Genomic DNA, 16792 nt, shown 5'->3' on the forward strand with positions numbered 1-16792 from the left:
CGCCTGCCGCTCCCACACCTGCGCCGACTGCTGCACCGGGGGCATTCAAATTGCCACCGGTGGAAGAATTATCAGGAGTCGCGGCTGGTGCAACGCCGGTTCCTATGCGCCGATCAAGATCCTGATATCGCTCCAGGTTCTCTTGCTTCATGCGCGCTACATCATTTTGCAGAACTTCGATGATGCCTTGTTGGCGCGAGATCTGCTCCTGCATCGATTGCAGTTGGTTGAACAGCTCGCCCTGTGCCGAGACAGGGGCCGAAACCCCTCCCCCGGCATAGGCGCCGTTCGTACCGTAACCCGCAGGCGGATAACTGCTCCCGCTATTGTTATAGCCGGAGTTGTCCTCGACCACAGGAACCGCAGCCCACACCGCAAGCGGTGCGAGGCTGAGAGCCAAAACAGTTACAGCACGACGGCACGTTCGCATGACGAATTACTTACGCAGTTCGACGCGACGGTTTTGAGCCCAGGACTGCTCGTCGTTGCCGGTAGCAACTGGACGCTCTTCGCCGTAGGAAACCAGTTCCAGCTGAGCTGGGGAAACACCTTGCAGTACCAGGTAGCGCTGAACGGCTTTCGCACGACGCTCGCCCAGTGCCATGTTGTACTCACGAGTACCACGTTCGTCGGTGTTGCCTTCCAGAACAACGCGAGCGCCGTTTGCTTTCAGGTCTTTGGCGTGAACGTCCAGAGCGCGCATGGCTTCTGGCTTCAGGTCCGAGCTGTCGTATTCGAAGTAGAAGGTGGTGATTGCGCGCAGAGCAGCTTCTTCGCTCAGGGAGCCGTCAACTGCACCAGTGTTTGCGCCGTAACCAGCGTTTGGATCTACAGCGCCTTCACCGGCGTTGTCGCCGCCTTTGGACGAGCAACCTACAGCTACAGCCATGGCCAGAGCCAGCGCAGCAAATTTACCAAACTTCAGCATTTCCATCGTGAAACTCCTAATGAACCCCAGTGTGTTAAGTAAAACGTATAGCGCCGCGTCAGTTCAGGTAAGGGGACCAGGACGGTTCTCTGACTTCGCCTTGTGCGGTAGGAAGCGGGAGCCTCACGCGTCCATTAATGGACACGAGCATCAAGACTCCCCGGCCCTGCTGGCGGGTGGCGTAGATTACCATGGTGCCGTTGGGCGCAACAGTAGGAGACTCGTCCAGAGTGCTATCAGTGAGGATCTTTACACTACCGCGCTGCAAATCCTGGGCCGCCACCTTGAAATTGGTGAAACCGTCCTGGCGGTGAATCATTACCAGGGTTTTTTCATCGGCCGACAGTTTAGGGTTGGCGTTGTAGTTACCGATGAAGGTCACACGTTCCGCACCACCACCGCCTGCGCTGGTTTTGTAGATCTGAGGCTTGCCGCCACGGTCCGAGGTGAAGTAGATGGTCGAACCATCCTTACCCCAGAACGGTTCGGTGTTGATGCCAGGACCATTGGTGACACGGGTGATCTGACGCGAACCCAGGTTCATCACGTAGATGTCCGGGTTACCGTCTTTCGACAATACGAATGCCAGGCGATTGCCATCCGGCGACCAGGCTGGCGCGCCATTCAGGCCTTCGAAGTTGGTGATCTGCTCACGGCGACCGGTGTCGATGTTCTGCATGAAAATGCGCGGACGCTTCTGCTCGAACGACACGTAGGCAATGCGCTTGCCATCCGGTGCGAAACGCGGCGACAGGATCGGCTCGCGCGATTGCAGCAGCGTCACGGCACGGGCACCGTCGTAGTCCGAACGTTGCAGTGTGTAGCGAGTGTTCTTCTCGGAGAAACGCTCGGCCGTCACGTACAGCAGACGCGTCGAGAACGCACCTTTGATACCGGTGAGTTTTTCGAACGACTGGTCGGAGATGTAGTGCGCCATGTCGCGCAGTTGATCGACGCCGCCCGACACGCTGCCGGTCAGCACTTGCTGCTCGGTGGCGACGTTGAACAGCCCGTATTGCACCTGCAGGCGACCGCCCGCCGGAACAATGCTACCGACCATGACGTACTGGGCACCCAGTGCCTTGAAGTCACGGTAGATGATTTCGCTCGGCTGGCTTGGCTGGCTGATCATGTTCTGCTTTGGAATCGGCGCGTAGTAGCCCGAGTTGCGCAGATCGTTACCAATGATTTCAGCCATGTCATCCGGCAGGACGGAACCGCCCTGGAAGCCGAAAGGCACAACGGCAATTGGCGTGGCCTGGGAGCTGCCACTGCTGACCAGGATATTTTTTTCATCTGCCGTGGCCAGTCCTGCAAAGCAGAACATGACTACAAGCAGTCCTCGAAGAAGGTTTCTCACAAGGCTAGATCCTCAGGTGTGAATGTCATCTTGAATGAACGATAGGGTGCGAAATCAGCTGGCTTCAGACCCTGCATTTCGGTCAATCGACCAATATTTTTTACAGCCGCGACTGCAGAACTGTCGAACGGCACGTCACCGCTGGAATGAGCAACCGAAACACCGGAGATCGTTCCGTCAGGGAGCATGTTGATTTGCAGAATCACCTTCATGCCCTTGCGGGCCGACGGTGGCTGTGCCCAACCTTCAGATGCTCGCGAACGAATCAGATCATCAAAGTTGCCCGCGGTTTCATCGCCCTGCTCATCCGCCAAAGCTTGCTGACGCTCGGTCTTATCGGACAGCAGGTCAGCCAGAGCCTGAGCCTTCTTGTCCTCTACCGACTTGCGAGCCGCGTCCTGCGCTTTCTTCTTCGCAGCATCGGCAGTCGCTTTCTTCTTCGCGTCTTCGGCGATTTTCTTCTTCGCCTCTTCAGCTTCAGCTTTCTTCTTGGCGTCTTCGGCGGCTTTCTTCTTCGCGTCTTCGACGATTTTTTTCTTCGCTTCTTCAGCGGCCGCTTTCTTGGCCTCTTCTTCGGCAGCTTTTTTGGCTTCTTCTTCGGCTTTCTTCTTGGCTATATCAGCCAATTGTTTCTCTTCGGCCTTTTTGGCTTCGGCGGTCTTCTTCGCTTCGTCGGCTTTCTTGGCTTCATCAGCCTTTTTCGCCTCTTCCGCTTTCTTCGACTCGTCGGCCTTCTTGGCTTCCTCGGCCTTTTGGGCCGCTTCTTCTTTCTTTTGTTCCGCAGCCTTCACCGCTTCCTGCTCGACCTTCTTCTGTTCCATCTGCTCGACTTCGGTCTGACGCGCAGCAGATTTCTGCGCTTCACCCGCGATCTTCTGATTGGTCTGGGTGGTCGCCCGACTTTTCGATTTCAGCTGGTACAGGGTTGCCTGGACAATCGGCTTGGCCGGCGGCAGTTCCGGTGTGAAGGCGAAACTGACAAACAGCATGCCGAACACCAGCACGTGCAAGACAATCGCCCAGACACTAGGCCAGAAGTAGCTTTCCGAGGCGGACGGCTCTCGCAGTTGCTGCATCAGGGCGCCTCGGTAATCAAGCCAACATTACCGACCCCGGCCTTCTGCAACCCGCCCATGGCGCCCATGACGGCGCCGTAATCGACGGTCTTGTCACCGCGGATGAACACCTGGGTACGCTTGCCGTTACCGTTGCCAACGCGAATGATCTTGGTCACGGCGTCAGTCATTTGCGGCAAGGTCAAGGCCTTGTCCTGCTGCTTTTCGGTGTCGACTTCGCTGCCAAGGTTCCAGTAGTAGGTCTTGTCAGCCTTGATCGAAATAGTCAGGACCTGAGTGTTGTTGTCCTGCGGCAAGGCTTCGCTGGAAACCTTGGGCAGATCAACTTTCACGCCCTGATTGAGCATCGGTGCGGTCACCATGAAGATGACCAGCAGTACCAGCATCACGTCGATGTAAGGCACCACGTTCATCTCGGCAACCGGCTTGCGCTTTTTGCGAGCTCGAGCGATTAAAGCCATTGGAAATTACCTGCTTATTCTTCGCTGGTGTGCACTTTGCGGTGCAGGATCGCCTGGAATTCGTCGGCGAAGGTGTAGTAGCGGCCCAGCAGGGTTTCGCTGCGGGCAGCAAAACGGTTGTAGGCGATAACGGCCGGGATGGCGGCGAACAGACCGATCGCGGTAGCAATCAGTGCTTCGGCGATACCTGGGGCCACAGTGGCCAGGGTCGCTTGCTGGGCAGTCGCCAGACCACGGAAGGAGTTCATGATGCCCCAGACCGTACCGAACAGACCGATGTACGGGCTGACGGAACCGACGGTGGCGAGGAACGGCAGGCTCTGCTCGAGTTTCTCTTCCTCGCGGGAGATGGCTACGCGCATGGCACGCGCCACGCCTTCCATGACCGCTTCCGGATCAACGCCCGACTGCTGACGCAGACGGGAGAACTCCTTGAAGCCGGCACGGAAAATCTGCTCGACGCCGGAATCCGGATCAGGGTTGCTGCCAGCCTGACGGTAGAGTTTGGACAGGTCGATACCGGACCAGAAGCGCTCTTCAAAGCTCTCCAGGGCACGTCGACCGGCGCGCAGCAAGTTGCTGCGCTGAAAGATCATGATCCACGAGGTCACCGATGCGGCTACCAGGATCAGCATTACCAGTTGCACCACGACACTGGCATTGCTGACCAGGCTCCACATGGAGGAATGGTCGACGACGTTAGCTTCCACGCTTTATCTCCTGCTTTGAGTGTGTACCCGCGCCGCTCACGTCGGCAAAGGCCGCACGTAGAGCTTCGGGAATGGCCCGGGGTTTCAAACTGTTAGTGCGCACACAGGCCACCAGAAACTGCCCTTCGCAGAGCAGCACATTATCCGTAGCCCGCCTGACCTGCTGTTTGAAGCGCAGGCTGACCCGGTTCAATTCAATTACTTCAGCGCTTACCAGCAGTTCGTCGTCCAGTCGCGCCGGCGCGTGGTAACGCGCTTCGCTGGAATGCACGACGAACAACAGGTCCTCCCCTGCCAGCGCCGACTGGGCAAAGCCCAGCTCCCGGAGCCGCTCGGTTCGAGCCCGTTCCATAAACTTGAGGTAATTGACGTAATACACGATGCCGCCGGCATCGGTGTCCTCGTAATAAACGCGACAACGATGTGCGAACGGCTCAAGCCCGTTTTGCGCGCGCATACTCTAGTGCTTACTCCTCAGGTTGCCAATCCGGCCAGGCAACTGTTTTTTCATTGATTCGCGGCTTTCTGGCGAAAGTACCGTCGTGGGACAGCACAAACCCCGAATAAATCAGCGCGCAAAGGTGATTAATCGTCCACTGCATCGAGGAACTCGTCTACCACGGGCATCTCGCCCATTCGTGACGGAATGTTTAAGCCAAAGTGCAAATACGCATGCCGGGTCACCACCCGCCCCCGCGGTGTGCGCATGATGTAGCCCTGCTGGATCAGGTACGGCTCCAGCACGTCTTCAATGGTGTGGCGCTCTTCGCTGATTGCAGCGGCCAGACTGTCCACCCCCACCGGCCCACCGTCGAACTTCTCGATCATGGTCAGCAGCAGGCGTCGGTCCTGATGGTCGAAGCCACGCTCATCGACATCCAGCAGGTTCAAGGCCAGGTCGGCGATCGGTTTGGTGATATGGCCCTTGGCACGAACCTCGGCGAAATCCCGGACCCGGCGCAGCAAGCGGTTGGCAATCCGCGGCGTGCCACGGGCACGCCGGGCGATTTCAAAGGAGCCTTCCGGGTCCAGCGGCAAACCGAGAATGTTCGCCGAACGACTGACAATCGTTGCCAGGTCGGCGGTGCTGTAGAACTCCAGGCGCTGGACGATCCCGAAACGGTCGCGCAACGGGTTGGTCAGCATACCGGCACGGGTGGTAGCGCCGACCAGGGTAAACGGTGGCAAATCGAGTTTGATCGAGCGCGCGGCCGGCCCTTCGCCGATCATGATGTCGAGCTGGAAATCTTCCATGGCCGGGTACAGCACCTCTTCGACGATCGGCGACAACCGATGGATCTCGTCGATGAACAGCACGTCATGGGGCTCAAGGTTGGTCAGCAATGCAGCCAGATCACCAGGACGCTCGAGGACCGGCCCCGAGGTGCTTTTGATCGACACGCCCATTTCCTGGGCAATGATGTTGGCCAAGGTGGTTTTACCCAGGCCCGGCGGGCCGAAAATCAGCGTGTGATCCAGCGATTCATTGCGCCCGCGCGCGGCCTGGATAAACAACTCCATTTGCTCGCGAACGGTCGGCTGGCCAATGTATTCGGCCAGGCTGACGGGACGAATCGCCCGGTCCTGGACTTCTTCGCGCTCACGGGGGCCACCCGTGGCGGCGATCAAACGATCAGCTTCAATCACTTAGATCATTCCCTTCAGGGCACGACGAATCATGTCTTCACTGCTCAAACCTTTCTCCTTGATCGCGGAAATCGCCTTGCTGGCTTCCTGCGGCTTGTAGCCCAGGGAAATCAGCGCGCTGACCGCGTCATTTTCGGCGGCAGCGACTTGCTGTGCAGGCGCATCCGGCTGGTTTGGTACCAATGCAAACATGCTCGGTACGGTTTCCCAGGCCTTGAAGCGATCCTTGAGCTCCACCAGCAAACGCTCGGCGGTCTTCTTGCCGACGCCCGGCACCTTGGTCAGTGCCGACGTGTCCTGGGACTGCACGCAACGGATCAACTCGTCGACTTCCAGGCTCGACATCAGGGCCAGCGCCAGTTTCGGCCCCACCCCATTGAGACGGATCAGTTCGCGAAAAAAGTCTCGCTCACGCTTGCCGAAGAAGCCATAGAGTAACTGCGCGTCTTCGCGTACGACCAAATGGGTGTGCAAGGTCAGCGGTTCACCGACCGACGGCAAGCGATAAAGCGTGGTCATGGGCACTTCCAGCTCATACCCCAGACCGTTTACATCCAGAATCAGGTGCGGCGGCTGTTTCTCAGCCAAAGTGCCGCGCAAGCGTCCAATCACGTTTCAGATCCTTGAGCGTTGGCCAGATCAGTGCTGGCGACTGACAGAACAAAGGTTTTGCGCCGACAACACAGGCGCAAAACCCTCATCCCACAAAAAATGATTGCTGATGCTATCAGAGACGCAGGCGCCCGCCACGACTGCGTGCCGTGCCCAGGCCATGGGGCAACAGGCTGGAACGGGTGTGAGCGTGGCAAATCGCGATGGCCAGGGCATCCGAGGCATCGATTTGCGGCTTGCTGGTCAGTTTCAGCATGTGCATGACCATCATTTGCACTTGTTCTTTATTTGCCCCGCCTGTACCGGTCACCGCTTGCTTGACCTGGGTTGCGGTGTATTCGGCGATTTCCAGGCTTTCTTCGGCGCCGGCCACGATGGCTGCGCCGCGGGCCTGGCCGAGCTTGAGGGCCGAGTCGGCGTTGCGGGCCATAAAGACCTTTTCGATGCCCATGGTTACCGGGCCGTAGGTCTGGATCACCTCGCGCACACCCCGGTAGACGATTTGCAGGCGCTCGTGCAGCTCGCCGGAGCCCGTGCGAATGCAGCCCGACGCCACGTACACGCAGCCTCGTCCGGTATCACGTACCACGCCATAACCGGTGATGCGCGAACCGGGGTCGATTCCAAGAATTAAAGTCATAACGCCTGCAGAAAGAGATCGCGGTTGGCTGAGGATAACTGTGTAGGAGCTGCCGAAGGCTGCGATCTTTTGATTTTCAGCTTTTAAATTAAAAGATCGCAGCCTTCGGCAGCTCCTACAGGTACAGCGTAGGGGCCAGGTGAAGACTGCGATCTTTATCGATGCATCAACCGAGTTGCGCGGCCACCGCTTCCGGGATGTCGGCGTTGGAATACACGTTCTGCACGTCATCCAGGTCTTCGAGCATGTCGATCAGCTTGAGAACCTTCTCGGCGCCTTCCAGATCCAGTTCGGCACTGGTGGTCGGCAACATGACGATTTCCGCATCGCTGCCCTTGAAGCCTGCGGCCTCCAAGGCGTTGCGCACTGAATAGAAGCCGGCGAACGAGGTGAACACGTCGATGGAACCGTCTTCGTTGGTCACCACGTCATCGGCGTCGGCGTCCATGGCTGCTTCCATCAGCGCGTCTTCATCAACCCCTGGCGCGAAGGAAATCTGCCCTTTGCGCTCGAACAGATAAGCCACCGAACCGTCGGTGCCGAGGTTGCCGCCGCACTTGCTGAACGCATGGCGAACAGCGGCTGCGGTGCGGTTGCGGTTGTCGGTCATGCATTCGACCATCACCGCCACGCCGCCCGGGCCATAGCCTTCGTAGGTCAGCTCGACCATGTCATCGGTATCGGCAGCGCCGGCACCACGGGCCACCGCGCGGTCGATGATGTCGCGGCTCATGTTCGCACCCAGCGCTTTATCCAGCGCCAGACGCAGACGCGGGTTGGAGCCCGGATCACCGCCGCCCTGACGGGCAGCGACCGTCAGTTCACGAATCCACTTGGTGAAGATCTTGCCCTTCTTGGCATCCTGACGTTCTTTGCGGTGCTTGATGTTCGCCCACTTGGAATGACCCGCCATAACTCGCTCCGAATTTCTCTTTGAAACATCGCCCGCCACACAGGGAGTGTCGGCCAGCAACAAAAAATCTCGACCTAAAGAAAAGGCGCATCCCAAAAGGATGCGCCTTTGCGGTCAGCCTTACTCTGCCTTTGGCGTTTCGCGCAGACGAATGTGCAGCTCGCGCAACGCCTTGGCATCTACCACGCCTGGAGCCTGCGTCATCACGTCCGCAGCACTCTGGGTTTTCGGGAAGGCGATCACTTCACGGATCGACTGGGCGCCAGTCATCAGCATCACCAGACGGTCCAGACCGAAGGCCAGACCACCGTGCGGCGGCGCGCCGTATTTCAGGGCGTCGAGCAGGAAGCCGAATTTCTCTTCCTGTTCCGCTTCGTTGATACCCAGCAGACGGAAGACCGATTGCTGCATTTCCTTGCGGTGGATACGGATCGAACCGCCACCCAGCTCGGTGCCGTTCAGGACCATGTCGTAGGCACGGGACAAAGCGCCAGCCGGGTTGGCTTCCAGTTCTTCAGGAGTGCACTTCGGCGCGGTGAACGGGTGGTGCAAGGCGCTGAAGCTGCCGTCGTCATTCTCTTCGAACATCGGGAAGTCGACGACCCACATTGGCGCCCACTTGCAGGTCAGCAGCTCGAGGTCATGGCCCAGCTTGATCCGCAGCGCGCCCAGGGCTTCGCTGACGATCTTCGACTTGTCGGCGCCGAAGAACACGATGTCACCATCGACCGCACCCACGCGATCGAGGATCACGTTCAGGTTGGCTTCCGGGATGTTTTTCACGATCGGCGACTGCAGACCTTCAACACCGGCAGCACGCTCGTTGACCTTGATGTACGCCAGGCCCTTGGCACCGTAGATGCCGACGAACTTGGTGTAATCGTCGATCTGTTTGCGCGGCATGCTCGCCCCGCCTGGAACGCGCAAGGCGGCGATACGGCATTTCGGGTCATTGGCCGGGCCACTGAACACCTTGAAATCGACTTCCTTGAGCTGATCGGCAACATCCACCAGTTCCAGCGGGTTACGCAGGTCTGGCTTGTCGGAACCGTAGCGGCGCATGGCTTCTTCGAAGGTCATGTGCGGGAATTCGCCGAACTCCAGGTCCAGCACTTCCTTGAACAGGTTGCGGATCATGCCTTCGGTCAGGCCCATGATGTCTTTTTCATCGAGGAAGCTGGTTTCGATGTCGATCTGGGTGAATTCCGGCTGGCGATCAGCCCGCAGGTCTTCGTCGCGGAAGCACTTGGCGATCTGGTAGTAACGATCGAAGCCGGCCACCATCAGCAGCTGCTTGAACAGCTGAGGCGATTGCGGCAAGGCGAAGAACGAACCGGCGTGAGTACGGCTCGGCACCAGATAGTCACGCGCGCCTTCTGGAGTTGCACGGGTCAGGATCGGCGTCTCGACGTCGAGGAAACCGTTCTCGTCCAGATAGCGGCGGATGCTGGTGGTCATGCGCGAACGCAGACGCAGCTTCTCGGCCATTTCAGGGCGACGCAGATCAAGGAAGCGATAACGCAGGCGGGTTTCTTCGCCAACGTCGGAGAACTCGTTCAGCGGGAACGGCGGGGTTTCCGATTCGTTCAGCACTTCCAGCTCGTAGCCCAGGACCTCGATCATGCCCGACGCCATGTTGGCGTTGGTTGCACCGGCCGGACGCAGGCGAACCTTGCCGGTGATCTTCACGACGTACTCGCTGCGCACGCGATCGGCGGCGGCGAAGCTCTCGGCACGGTCCGGATCGAACACCACCTGGGCCAGACCGTCACGATCACGGATATCGAGGAAAATCACCCCGCCATGGTCACGGCGACGGTGAACCCATCCGCAAAGGGTAATTTCCTGGCCTTCCAGGCTTTCGTTCAGTTGGCCGCAATAATGGCTGCGCATCATGGTAGTGGTTTCACTTCTCGTAATTCGAAATTCGGGTGGAGGTCTTGCCGCACCACCGCACTTGAATAAGGTGCCAGATGATGCAAGAGCTCGCGCGTGTCGTTCAACCCGGGCGCTAGACCCTAGTCAGCTTTGTCGCCACCGGCCAGATTTTTCTTGGAACCGGTCTTGAAGTCGGTTTCGTACCAGCCGGTGCCACTGAGGCGGAAACCGGGCATGGACAACATCTTTTTAAGCTCTGGCGCCTGGCAGGCAGGGCAGTCGACCAGCGGTGCTGCGCTGATCTTTTGAATGGCTTCCAACTGATGACCACAGGAAGCACATTGGTAATCGTACATCGGCATGGGGGTTGTCTCGGCGATCAGATTGCTACCGCGCACGCAGGGCTTTGCGGCAAAGAGCGGGATTATATCCATTAAATGCAGCCTGTGCAGCCGTAAGACTGCACAGACCGACACTCGACTCATTCAGCTGCTCTCGCTAAGCCATGACGGGGCAACTGCCCTCCTTCAGGCTGTGCACGACGCAGACAACCCGCACCAGCCCAGTGAAGTTTTTCACCCCGCCATGGCGCAAGTGCACTTCGCGATCCACATGGGACAACAGCGCACTGACCGAGCAGCAATTGACCTTGGCCATGTCGCCCAAAATATCCCAATAGACCTGCTCAAGCCGCAAACAGGTCGCAAAGCCATTCAAACGCACTGACCGGGATAAGGGCTGGGCCAGCCCCATATCGAATTCGCTGACAAGTGAATCAATCCTTATATCCTTGAGTGGACCGATCCTCCCCTCACCTTGTCTGTCGTCATGAACCATACCGTTGACACTCCTTTGTCATCCTTGCTGCTTGTAAGGGCCATATTCTGTTTCCTTATAAAAGCGCAGCCACAACGGTATATCCAGATGACTTTATGACCATCAACGTAGGATAAGCCAACAACGGAGGGGCGATCATGGAGCTCGTCCTAGGCCGGACGACTTCCTACGAAAACTGACGCAACATCACTCAACGAAAAGGCGAAAGATCCGAGAAACACAGCGCGCGAATAACACTCGGCAGCGTCATCCGCGCACCACGCCAATGGAAGCACCGCCGGACCGCCTGATTTGAGTAGCCGAAGGCTTTGCTGTTAAATAGGCAGTGTGTCGCTACCGCCTATTTTCCGGGGGCTGCGCATAGGCTGATGCCAGGTACGTGCCCAACGCCTCTTATTGTTCTGAAGCGAACCGTGCTCCATCAGCTCTTCCTTGTGATCCGTCTTAACGTGAGTTAATCAAAATGTTGAAAATCGTCCACCTGCTAATGGGCGCAGCAGCCCTGCTGCTGTCCTTCATCCCTAGCCTGCGATCCGAAGCTGTACCTTACCTGCAACAACCTGATGCGCTGTACCTGGCCTTTTTCGGCCTGCTCAACCTCACTCTCGCGCCTGTTATCCCTTACTGGAACAAAGGCCCGCGTCATCAACTGCAAAACCTGGTCAGCGCCTTGCTGGTTCTGGCTGTCGTGCTGCAAACCCTGACGCTGATCGCCCCGATGCCTGTCATCGCCGGTCAACCTGCCGTTCTGTTCAGCCTGGTCGTTGCCCTGATCGCCGTATTCCTGCACCTGGCCATCAGCTTCTACAAATCTTCACCGGCCGCCGCCGCGCCAAGCTATGACATGAGCAACCGCGATACTGGCACCGTCAAATGGTTCAACACCTCCAAAGGCTTCGGCTTTATTTCCCGTGACTCCGGCGATGATATTTTCGTGCATTTCCGGGCGATTCGCGGTGAAGGCCACCGCGTTCTGGTAGAAGGCCAGCGCGTGGAGTTCTCTGTCATGAATCGTGACAAAGGCCTGCAAGCCGAAGATGTGATCGCCGCACTGCCGCGCCGCTGATTCAAGGCTAAAAAAAACCGCGAGCAGCCAGGCTGCTCGCGGTTTTTTTATGCCCTGCATTTCAGTAATGCGGCGGCGGAGCCTCTTCTTCGAAGGACTCGAACTGGCCGATCATTTCCTCCTGCCGCTTGAGCATCGCTGTCATTTGCAGCTGCAGACGCTCGACCACCCGCTGCTGCGCCACCAGCACATCATTCAATGCCTGGATGGTGTCATCCTGAAACGCCAGCCGGCTTTCCAGATCGGTAACGCGTTCGTCCAGGCTCATGATTCAGCCCTCCAGAAACTTGAAATCGTCGGTCAACACCAGACGCAGTCGTTCGCGAATCGTCGCGATCTGCTCTGAACTGTATGGCTTGGCCTCCTGTTTGCCCCAGATCGGGGCTGGCCAGGCGGCGTCCTCACGCTTGCGCACAATCACATGCATGTGCAACTGATTGACGACGTTACCCAGGGCCGCGACGTTCAACTTGTCCGCGTCGAACGAGTCCTTGAGGATTTCCGCCAGTTCAGTCGTTTCCCTCCACAGCTGCTGTTGATCTGCGCCATCCAGCTGAAATATTTCACTGATATCCTCGCGGCGTGGCACGAGGATGAACCAGGGGTAGTTCGAATCATTGGACAGCAGCAACCGGCAGAGCGGGAAATCGCCGATTGGCAACGTGTCTTGTTGAAGTCGTGGATCTAAAGCGAACACAGCGCACACTCCCCTCTGGGCATCTTTTTTCAGCTTAGCGCCCCTACCGAAAGACGGCGCACCAAACGACAGGACGGCAGCATACCTGCGAACGCCACACGCTTCACGACGAACTGCCGCCGGCACCGTCCTCCGGGCGCCCCGACATGAGTCATTTTGATCCTGGACGCACCATGACAGCCCCGGCCACCACAGAAAAAACGCCGAAATACCCCACAAACAACGTGCGGTTCAAACCCACGGCAAAGCGACAATGTGTGAATTCAGTACAGGAAATAAAATTTTTTGCACCAAAACCGCACAATGCGTCTACGCTCAGTGCGTCAGCATCCGCCAACTACTCACTGGCGGGGTGAACCGGTAACGTTTTTGGTTGTCTCGTCACCGGTTCCATGCGCTAAACACGATGCAAAGCATGGCGTCAAGCCTAAGAGAAACGAGCTTGAACCCCCCGGTTTTATGAGGTTTTTACAGCAACAAGCAGGCTTTCGGAAAAAAACAGCAACAGAATTCTGGTTTGTGCACGCTTGTTGCATTAACACCCATATCGTCTATAAGCGCTCCGCTGGAAGTGGAAGCCTAAAGACCAATAAAAACAGTGGCAGGATTGCCCGATGGAGATTCAAGTGCAGGATCAGGGACTCTTTTTTACCGATGCTCAAGCCCTGGAAAACAGCGCTGAAGTTGTCAGTCCGATTGCGTCGGGACTGTGAATTTGCGACATCTACCCAGCCAATTGCGACAGGGTCGTAAAGAAGCTGAAAGGTTAGATACGCAAGTATCGCCAACAGGGTCGGCGTGATATAAGTTTGCGCCGACACAAAAAGAAAGAGCCGCCCAGATAATAAAACAGGTGGGACGGCAGTACTCTTCTAAAAACCAAAGGAGCAAATCACGATGCGCGTGATGAAGTGGAGCATGATCGCACTGGCAGTTGCAGCAGCAGCCAGTACTCAATTGGCTACGGCCGCACCTTTCGTAAGTGACCAGGCTGAAGCCAAAGGTTTTGTTGAAGATAGCAAGCTCGACTTGCTGGTTCGCAACTACTACTACAACCGTAACAAGAAAGACCGCGCAACCGACGACAAAGACTGGACCCAGGGCATCCAGGGCATGTACAGCTCGGGCTACACCCAAGGTACGGTCGGCGTTGGCGTTGAAGCTTGGGGTCAACTGGCCATTAAGCTGGACGGTTCCGACAAGTATTCGGGTACCGGCAACATGCCCGTGGGCAATGATGGCGAGGTCGAAAACAACCAGGGCAAAGCCGGCGCTGCCGCCAAGTTCCGCATCTCCAAGACCGAGCTGAAAATCGGCGACATGCAGCCAAGCACTTCCCCGGTGTTCGCTGTTGGCGGCTCCCGCATCCTTCACCAAACTGCCAGCGGTATCCAACTGCAGAGCAGCGAAGTCAAAGACCTTGACCTCGAAGGCGGTCACTTCTACTCGGCGACCAGCCAGGATCGCAACGCCCGTAATGGCGATCTGTGGGCGACCTACGCGAACCAAGGTGATGGCGTAGCTGCCAACTCGATCGACTACCTCGGTGGCAAATACGGCATTACCCCAGACCTGAGTGTGTCGCTCTACGCTTCCAAGCTCGAAGACATCTGGAACCAGTATTACGCCAACGCGAACTACACCCTCGCACTGGGTGGCGATCAGTCGATCAACTTCGACGGTAACATCTACAACACCAGGGACACCGGTAGCGCTAAAGCAGGCGAAATCAACAACACCGCCTACTCGCTGGCCGCTGCTTACTCGTTCCTGAAAGCGCACACCGTTACCCTGGGCTTCCAGAAAGTGAATGGCGATACTCCGTTCGACTATGTCGGCGTGGGTAAAAACAACCGCGGTGGCGACTCGATCTTCCTCGCCAACTCCATCCAGTACTCTGACTTCAACGCCCCAGGCGAGAAATCGGTACAAGCCCGTTATGACCTGAAAATGGCCGAATACGGCGTACCTGGCCTGAGCTTCATGGCCCGTTACGTGAAAGGTTGGGACATCGACGGTACCAACACACCGGCGGGCAGTACCTATGCCGGCATGTACGGTGCAGATGGCAAACACCACGAAACCAACCTCGAAGCCAAGTACGTCGTTCAAACCGGCCCGGCCAAGGATCTGTCCTTCCGTATTCGTCAAGCATGGCATCGCGCCAACCAGGACGACGCGTTTGAAGGTAACATCGACGAGTTCCGCCTGATCGTCGACTACCCGATTTCGGTTCTGTAATTGCCGAAAGCCAGTTCGCGGTAATCAAAAAAAGGCCCATCTTCGGATGGGCCTTTTTTATTGGCTACAGCATTGTGCTTAAAGGATCGGGGCTTGCAAAATGTTTGACCAAGAGGTCAGACATTAGTTGATCGCCTAATCCTTACACCGCTGCCGATTCCTGCACCACGCGAATAACCCGCTGCGGAAATGGAATATCGATGCCGGCAGTCTTCAAGCGATCGCGCGAATGCTCATTAAACATGAACATCACATTCCAATAGTCAGCGGTTTTCACCCACACCCGCAGGGAAACAGTAATCGAACTGTCGCCCAGTGTGGAAATCACCACTTCCGGTGCCGGCTCAGCCAATACTCGCGGATCCTTGGCCAGTTCCAGCAACACTTCACGGGCCTTTTGCAAGTCCGCTTCGTAAGCCACACCTACATCAAACACAACCTTGCGGGTCGGCTGACGGTTAGTGTTGGTGATAATGCCGTTCGACAGATTACCGTTAGGCACGATGATGGTTTTGTTATCACCAGTGCGCAGTACGGTGTGGAAGATCTGGATGCTGTCGACAGTACCGGCAACACCTTGGGCTTCGATCCAGTCACCGATACGGAACGGACGGAACAACAGGATCAGCACGCCGCCGGCAAAGTTCGCCAGGCTGCCCTGCAGCGCCAAACCGATGGCCAGGCCGGCCGCACCGATCGCCGCGACGAAGGAGGTGGTTTCCACTCCGATCATCGACGCCACGCTGACGATCAACAGAACCTTGAGGATGATGTTCGCCAGGCTGCTGATGAAGCCTTGCAGCGCCAGGTCGGCGTTGCGCAACGCCAACAGGCCACCCAGTTTTTGCGTGACTTTGTTGATCAGCCACCAGCCAATGGCCAGGGTGATCACCGCCAGCAACACGCGGCTGCCGTATTCCATGATCATCGGAATCCAGGCTTGAGACGCCTTGACCAGGTTGTCCACTTCAGTATTCAAATCCATCTTCTTTCTCCTGATTTCCGGCTACCCGGCACGCAAAAAATGAGCGGCAGAAAGATCGAACCCCTTAAGGCTCGATCGTTTCTGCCGTTGCTTGGGCCTCGGACGTCGAAATCGCCGAGAGGTTCCCGCTTGAAAGATCAGTCGCGGAAGTTATTGAACTGCAGCGGCATGTCGAAAGTTTTGGCGCGCAGGGCGGCGATGGCTTCCTGCAGATCGTCACGCTTTTTACCGGTGATACGCACCTGCTCACCCTGAATGGCAGCCTGGACCTTGAGCTTGGCATCTTTGACGTGGGCGACAATTTTCTTCGCCAGCTCTTTGTCGATGCCTTCCTTGAGGACCGCTTCCTGCTTCATCAGCTTGCCCGACGCGTAGGCATCCTTGACTTCAAGGCATTGCACGTCGATCTTGCGCTTGACCAGGGCCAGCTTGAGGATCTCGATCATCGCTTCGAGCTGGAAATCGGCTTCAGCGGTCAGGTTGACGGTCAGCTCCTTTTCCTTGAACTCGAAGCTGCCCTTGCCTTTCAGGTCATAACGACGATCGAGTTCCTTGACGGCGTTCTCGACCGCGTTGGTGACTTCGTGTTTGTCCAGTTCGGATACCACGTCGAACGACGGCATGTAATCTCTCCAATAAAAAGGCGCGCTCGATAACGAAGGAGCGCGCTTGGCTTGCGGTTAAAATCGGGCTCATTATAACGGGTCTTTTCCAACCGATACTGCGAGCCTCACATGCCAG

At 57.2% G+C, this 16792-nt stretch carries 20 protein-coding genes; 2 read left to right on the top strand and 18 right to left on the bottom strand.

Translation table 11 applies throughout. The features are described 5' to 3' along the window. From PMI21_RS27240 to PMI21_RS27180, 14 genes are all read right to left on the bottom strand, one after another. Positions 1–430: YbgF trimerization domain-containing protein (locus PMI21_RS27240; RefSeq protein ID WP_007933225.1), on the bottom strand; the 430-nt coding region annotated here is incomplete at its 3' end. A 6-nt stretch (positions 431–436) separates the two neighbouring features. Beyond that, positions 437–934 (bottom strand): peptidoglycan-associated lipoprotein Pal, encoded by a 498-nt coding sequence (pal, locus tag PMI21_RS27235; protein ID WP_003178634.1) that lies wholly within the window; start codon positions 932–934, stop codon positions 437–439. 52 nt (positions 935–986) lie between these two features. After that, on the bottom strand, positions 987–2255 hold the full coding sequence (tolB, locus tag PMI21_RS27230) for a Tol-Pal system beta propeller repeat protein TolB (RefSeq protein ID WP_007933227.1): 1269 nt from the start codon (positions 2253–2255) through the stop codon (positions 987–989). A gap of 29 nt (positions 2256–2284) precedes the next feature. After that, positions 2285–3364: a cell envelope integrity protein TolA gene (tolA, locus tag PMI21_RS27225; protein WP_007933228.1), complete on the bottom strand. Its 1080-nt coding sequence runs from the start codon at positions 3362–3364 to the stop codon at positions 2285–2287. Further along, positions 3364–3816 (bottom strand): protein TolR, encoded by a 453-nt coding sequence (gene tolR / locus PMI21_RS27220; protein ID WP_162130322.1) that lies wholly within the window; start codon positions 3814–3816, stop codon positions 3364–3366. The genes tolA and tolR overlap by 1 nt, the downstream gene beginning before the upstream one ends. A 23-nt stretch (positions 3817–3839) precedes the next feature. Continuing rightward, entirely contained in the window at positions 3840–4535 is a 696-nt protein-coding gene (gene tolQ / locus PMI21_RS27215; protein ID WP_007933230.1) for a protein TolQ, read from the bottom strand. Then, entirely contained in the window at positions 4525–4992 is a 468-nt protein-coding gene (gene ybgC, locus PMI21_RS27210) for a tol-pal system-associated acyl-CoA thioesterase (RefSeq protein WP_007933231.1), read from the bottom strand. The genes tolQ and ybgC overlap by 11 nt, the downstream gene beginning before the upstream one ends. A 128-nt stretch (positions 4993–5120) precedes the next feature. After that, the gene (gene ruvB, locus PMI21_RS27205; RefSeq protein ID WP_007933248.1) at positions 5121–6182 is read right to left on the bottom strand and encodes a Holliday junction branch migration DNA helicase RuvB; all 1062 of its coding nucleotides are present in this window, start codon (positions 6180–6182) and stop codon (positions 5121–5123) included. Continuing rightward, positions 6183–6794, bottom strand: a complete 612-nt coding sequence (gene ruvA / locus PMI21_RS27200; protein ID WP_007933256.1) for a Holliday junction branch migration protein RuvA — start codon at positions 6792–6794, stop codon at positions 6183–6185. It abuts the gene before it with no gap. A gap of 115 nt (positions 6795–6909) precedes the next feature. Next, the gene (ruvC, locus tag PMI21_RS27195; protein WP_007897036.1) at positions 6910–7434 is read right to left on the bottom strand and encodes a crossover junction endodeoxyribonuclease RuvC; all 525 of its coding nucleotides are present in this window, start codon (positions 7432–7434) and stop codon (positions 6910–6912) included. A 166-nt stretch (positions 7435–7600) separates the two neighbouring features. Continuing rightward, positions 7601–8347: a YebC/PmpR family DNA-binding transcriptional regulator gene (locus PMI21_RS27190; RefSeq protein WP_007933262.1), complete on the bottom strand. Its 747-nt coding sequence runs from the start codon at positions 8345–8347 to the stop codon at positions 7601–7603. A 120-nt stretch (positions 8348–8467) separates the two neighbouring features. Then, complete coding sequence (gene aspS / locus PMI21_RS27185) at positions 8468–10243, bottom strand: aspartate--tRNA ligase (protein ID WP_007933264.1); 1776 nt, start codon at positions 10241–10243, stop codon at positions 8468–8470. A 122-nt stretch (positions 10244–10365) separates the two neighbouring features. Beyond that, on the bottom strand, positions 10366–10587 hold the full coding sequence (locus tag PMI21_RS0127785) for an FmdB family zinc ribbon protein (RefSeq protein ID WP_010457489.1): 222 nt from the start codon (positions 10585–10587) through the stop codon (positions 10366–10368). A gap of 136 nt (positions 10588–10723) precedes the next feature. Further along, positions 10724–11062, bottom strand: a complete 339-nt coding sequence (locus PMI21_RS27180) for a ribbon-helix-helix domain-containing protein (RefSeq protein ID WP_007933269.1) — start codon at positions 11060–11062, stop codon at positions 10724–10726. A 463-nt stretch (positions 11063–11525) separates the two neighbouring features. On the opposite strand from PMI21_RS27180, the gene PMI21_RS30000 reads away from it, so the two are divergent. Then, positions 11526–12128 carry a cold-shock protein gene (locus PMI21_RS30000; RefSeq protein WP_007933271.1) on the top strand — a complete coding sequence of 201 codons (603 nt, stop codon included), beginning with the start codon at positions 11526–11528 and terminating at the stop codon, positions 12126–12128. 61 nt (positions 12129–12189) lie between these two features. Here PMI21_RS30000 and PMI21_RS27170 read toward each other — a convergent pair whose 3' ends face one another. Next, the gene (locus tag PMI21_RS27170; protein WP_007933273.1) at positions 12190–12396 is read right to left on the bottom strand and encodes a SlyX family protein; all 207 of its coding nucleotides are present in this window, start codon (positions 12394–12396) and stop codon (positions 12190–12192) included. Positions 12397–12399: 3 nt separating this feature from the next. Then, complete coding sequence (locus PMI21_RS27165; protein ID WP_007933275.1) at positions 12400–12825, bottom strand: HIT family protein; 426 nt, start codon at positions 12823–12825, stop codon at positions 12400–12402. Between the two features lie 897 nt (positions 12826–13722). Between PMI21_RS27165 and PMI21_RS27160 the strand changes: the two genes are divergently transcribed. Further along, entirely contained in the window at positions 13723–15066 is a 1344-nt protein-coding gene (locus PMI21_RS27160; RefSeq protein WP_007933278.1) for an OprD family porin, read from the top strand. A gap of 142 nt (positions 15067–15208) precedes the next feature. On the opposite strand, the gene PMI21_RS27155 is transcribed toward PMI21_RS27160, so the two are convergent. Both PMI21_RS27155 and PMI21_RS27150 read right to left on the bottom strand, forming a co-directional pair. Next, positions 15209–16051, bottom strand: coding sequence for a mechanosensitive ion channel family protein (locus PMI21_RS27155; protein WP_007933286.1), 843 nt, complete (start codon positions 16049–16051; stop codon positions 15209–15211). Positions 16052–16188: 137 nt separating this feature from the next. Beyond that, on the bottom strand, positions 16189–16674 hold the full coding sequence (locus tag PMI21_RS27150; protein ID WP_007933288.1) for a YajQ family cyclic di-GMP-binding protein: 486 nt from the start codon (positions 16672–16674) through the stop codon (positions 16189–16191). Positions 16675–16792: the final 118 nt, after the last annotated feature.

Source organism: Pseudomonas sp. GM18 (assembly GCF_000282195.1).
Lineage (GTDB): Bacteria > Pseudomonadota > Gammaproteobacteria > Pseudomonadales > Pseudomonadaceae > Aquipseudomonas.